Source organism: Mesorhizobium sp. M1E.F.Ca.ET.063.01.1.1 (assembly GCF_003998155.1).
In the GTDB taxonomy this organism is placed as follows: Bacteria; Pseudomonadota; Alphaproteobacteria; order Rhizobiales; family Rhizobiaceae; genus Mesorhizobium.
Genome location: NZ_RZSC01000652.1, coordinates 1 through 3,318 on the forward strand (window position 1 = coordinate 1; position 3,318 = coordinate 3,318).

The window sequence follows — 3,318 nt, forward strand, 5'->3', positions numbered from 1 at the left end:
GGGAGCGGTCGAGCGCTTGCGCTCACCGCGTTTTTGACCATTGGGCCTTCGACATCCACGATCTCGAACATCGTGGCAAAAAACGCAAGATCGGTTTTATCCCGCGGCCGCTCAAAACGCCCGCCGGGAAGCTGCCGTTGGAAGACGGTATTTCGGTGCACCGCCTGATGGAGCGGACCGAGGCGATCGACGCCGAGATTGGCCTGCCCTTCGCCTGGTTCTTTCTGATGACGCACGGGCACTGGGTCGATCCGGACGTCGGCGATGCGATCGCTGAGGGCCTGCGCCAAGGCCGCGTGCGCCTGCCAGACCGCGATGCAGCCGTGCTGCTCGCCTGGGCAGACAAAAAATATCTGTTCTGAGCCGCCGTCATGGATCTTCGCCTGCCAAAGCCCGTACCCGACCATAAACTGCGCCGTGCGGAGGCGCTCGATGGACTGGATTCGGTGCTGCCATTCGACCGGCGCGATTTTCTGGCCGAACTTTTGACCGACGACGACGTCGCCACGCTGCGCCATCTCGCCAGGGAAGGCATCGGCGAGAATTCGCTGCGCGCGCTGGCCTCCGACCTCGGCTATCTCGAGGCTTGGTCGCTCGCCGCGACCGGTTTTTCGCTCCCCTGGCCGGCGCCGGAGGCGCTGCTGATCAAATTCGTCGCCCATCACCTGTGGGATCCTGCAAAACGCGATCTTTTGTCCACGCACGGCATGCCCGAAGAGGTGGCTGCAGCGCTCAGGACCCAAGGCCTGTTGCGTGTCGATGGACCGCACGCGCCGAACACCGTACGCCGGCGTCTGTCGAGCTGGTCGACGCTGACCAAATGGCGCGGCTTGCACGGAAATTTCGCGGCCCCAGGCCTGCACAGCGCCATCAAGCTGGCGGTGCGCGCCAGCGCCCGGCCACGCGGCCGCAAGAGCAAGAAAGCCGTGACCGCCGACATTTTGACCGTGCTGCTCAAGGCCTGCGCCGGCGACCGTCTCGTCGACGTCAGGGATCGCGCCATCCTCATCACGGCCTTCGCCTCCGGCGGCCGCCGTCGCAGCGAAATGTCGGCGCTGCGTGTCGAACAGCTGGTCGAACAGGATCCGGTGCCGCTCGACCCCAAGGACCTCGACGGGGAAAAACTGCCGTGCCTGTCAATCCGGCTCGGCCGGACCAAGACGACACAAGCCGACAGCGACGCCTTCGTGCTTCTGGTCGGCCGTCCGGTCCTGGTCGTGCGGGAGTGGCTGGAGCGTGCGAACATCAGCGAAGGCGCCGTGTTTCGCGGCATCGACCGTTGGGGCAATCTCGAAAAACGCGCCCTGACGCCGCAGGCGGTCAACCTGATCCTGAAGCGCCGCATCGCCGAGGCCGGGCTTGATCCGGTGGCGTTTTCCGCCCACGGCCTGCGCTCCGGCTATCTCACCGAAACCGCCCGCCGCGGCATTCCGCTGCCCGAAGCCATGCAGCAGTCGCAGCATCGCTCGGTTCAGCAGGCGTCGAACTACTACAACGATGCCGAACGCACGCTCGGGCGGGCGGCGCGGATCATCGTCTGAGTCGCAGATCGATCCGGCACATCACAGCGTGCGGCGTCAGCTCCAATTGGTTCCGCTTGCCGCCGGCGTGCGCGGCGACCTGTCGGAAGGGGGAACTGGGCCAAAAGTTCTGCGGCTATTCGCTGCGCACCGGCCTTGCCTCATCGATCGAGATGCGCGCGCAAATACCAGCGCCGACGTGACCGGTTCCGCGTCAATCTCACCAAGGCTCGGTGTTGTGGGCGAGAAAGCTCCCCGTTACGCGCCGAACAGCCGCCGGTCCCAGTAGACCGGCTGGTGCAGGCTTGTCTGGATCCTTGAAAACTCCGGATGCGCCGGATTGATCAGCACATTGCAATCGAGACGCGCCACGACACTCGGCACCAGCAGGATGACGCTGCGCCGTTCTAAACACCAGGTTTCGCCAAATCTCTTGCTCACCGTCGCCGGCATCGTGTCCCAGCCGGGCAGTGACGGCTGGGAAAAAACCTCGTAGCTCAGTCCGCGCGGAATTGTGATTTCGATGTAGTGCTGGTTGGGCGGCAGGCGGCCGCTGCCATGCACCAGCTTTTCCAACAGCGCCGTCGAATAGTGCTCGCTGGTATAGATGATAGGACTTCCGGCCGTGTTCCATCGCCCTGGCGCGATTGTCGAGCCGGTCGCATCGAAGATCTGGTAGGTGCCGGCCGGATCGCCGATGCGAAAGGACGATAGCGTGCGATCGAGAGTCTGCGCCGTCACGCAGCACTGCCGTACTTCAGACCTCCGAGTATATCGACCACCATTTCGGCGCCGAACTCGCTCAGGATAACGACGTCGATCGGTCGCTTGTCCTCAATCATCGGGTGCGGCCGAAACAAGAAATCGCGCGCTTCCTCTTCGTTCTGCCAGACATCGACAGCAAGACCCCAGACGCGCGCTACGCGAGCCAATCGTGTGCCCTCATCCGACGAGAGACGATGTACCGTCTTGCGCCGCTCATAGGTCGCCTTGGGGATCAACCGGTATTTGAACTGAGCATCGCCAGGTGCCAGAAGATGCGCAACGCGCTCGAGCGCCCCGATGGGAAGTCCATGCTCGATCCGGGAGATCAGCCCGAAAGGCGACCGCGCCGCCACCTCTTTAACGGGCAGCCCCAACACGTCGGCGACATTTCCGAACGCCAGCATATCACTCTCCATCCATTTGAGACCAAATATAGCCTCACATGGTGCGCCATACAAGCCCCTGCATCATCGCGACCGATCCGCCGGCAGTTAGCCTGTCATCTTTGCAGTCGCGCCGTTCGCTCGCAATGCGGCCATAAGCATCGGCCCGACCGAAAACTGCCCTGCCCTCGCCTTCTCGGTGAGAACGCGCAGATAGCCGCCGGCTGAATCGATGTGCTGTGCCCGCTGCAGAATGCAGGCAATCACCACCGCGGCGATCTCCTGACCCATGACATGGCAGGCATCCTCATACGCCGACGGCGAAACGCCCAGATATCCCCGCACCTGGGCGGCGGTTATCATGAAATCGCGCCAGTTGCCGATTCCGTCGACGGCGTAGTCCGCGATTTCGGGGCAGGCCTTCAGCACTAGCCCCAGCGGATAGGTTTTCGGCGGCTCTGCGGTCCTCGTTAGTGGCTCGGCCGCCGCCCCGCTTTTTTCCAAAGCAGGTTCAAACTCAAAAATAGAGTCGGTATTTGAATCAGATTGCTGCCGCTCGTTTTGAGAGTCATTGCCGCTCGGATTCGTGGATTTCATATGGATTTCCAGCAGCTTATCCGCATCATCACGCAAGGCGGCCAGATCGGCTA

Annotated in this window: 4 protein-coding genes and 1 pseudogene; 2 read left to right on the forward strand and 3 right to left on the reverse strand. The window is 62.8% G+C overall.

Features of this window, described 5'->3' with window-relative positions:
• A pseudogene (locus tag EOA29_RS29925) lies at positions 1-362 on the forward strand (hypothetical protein); the annotation flags it as partial.
• A 9-nt stretch (positions 363-371) separates the two neighbouring features.
• On the forward strand, positions 372-1,541 hold the full coding sequence (locus EOA29_RS29930) for a tyrosine-type recombinase/integrase (protein ID WP_127222016.1): 1,170 nt from the start codon (positions 372-374) through the stop codon (positions 1,539-1,541).
• A gap of 237 nt (positions 1,542-1,778) precedes the next feature.
• Here EOA29_RS29930 and EOA29_RS29935 read toward each other — a convergent pair whose 3' ends face one another.
• From EOA29_RS29935 to repC, 3 genes are all read right to left on the reverse strand, one after another.
• Entirely contained in the window at positions 1,779-2,261 is a 483-nt protein-coding gene (locus EOA29_RS29935; protein ID WP_127222017.1) for an RES family NAD+ phosphorylase, read from the reverse strand.
• Positions 2,258-2,689, reverse strand: coding sequence for a DUF2384 domain-containing protein (locus tag EOA29_RS29940; protein WP_127222018.1), 432 nt, complete (start codon positions 2,687-2,689; stop codon positions 2,258-2,260). Before EOA29_RS29940 ends, EOA29_RS29935 begins: the two co-directional genes overlap by 4 nt.
• 87 nt (positions 2,690-2,776) lie before the next feature.
• Positions 2,777-3,318, reverse strand: a 542-nt coding sequence (gene repC, locus EOA29_RS29945) for a plasmid replication protein RepC (protein WP_245468577.1), incomplete at its 5' end; no start/stop codon positions are given.